At 50.2% G+C, this 592-nt stretch carries 1 protein-coding gene; it reads left to right on the top strand.

What is annotated here, in order from left to right:
• On the top strand, positions 1-592 hold a 592-nt coding region (locus tag N1032_RS26555), incomplete at both ends, for a major capsid protein (RefSeq protein WP_331486078.1).

Raw genomic sequence — 592 nt, 5'->3', positions numbered from 1 at the left:
TGCTGCTAACTCTGATGAGAACATCGATGGTCTGGGTGCTCCTACCATTATGGCTGCTGACGTTACTGTTGCTGACCTCGCTGACCCATCTAAGAATGGTCAGGTTGGTTCACGCGTAATGCAGGCATTTGCTCAGCTGCGTGGTGCTCTGTCTAAGAACTATGTCCCAGCATCTGATCGTGTTGCATTCGTGACCCCAGATGTGTATTCTGCTATCGTTGCTTCATTGCAGCCATACAGTGCTCAGTTCGATGGTCTGGTAAATCAGCAGACTGGTGTTCTGAACAACATCTCTGGCTTCACAGTGATTGAAGTTCCTCACCTGACTCAGGGTGGTGGCGATGGTAAACACGCATTCCCAACTACTGCTTCTGCTGCTGGTGCTCTGAAAGTTAACAAAACTAACGTTCTGGCTCTGGTTGCTCACCGTTCAGCAGTCGGCACCGTTAAACTGAAAGACCTGTCTCTGGAACGTGCTCGTCGTCCAGAATATCAGGCTGATGAAATCATCGGTCGTTATGCAATGGGTCACGGTATTCTGCGTCCAGAAGCCGTTGCCGCAGTCGTAGTAAAGCCGAAAGTTCAGGTGGCT

The sequence above is a fragment of the Herbiconiux daphne genome (assembly GCF_024979295.1).
GTDB lineage: Bacteria > Actinomycetota > Actinomycetes > Actinomycetales > Microbacteriaceae > Herbiconiux > Herbiconiux daphnes.
Note: the sequence above shows the minus strand (reverse complement) of the source record. Positions and strands in the feature narration are given on the sequence as shown.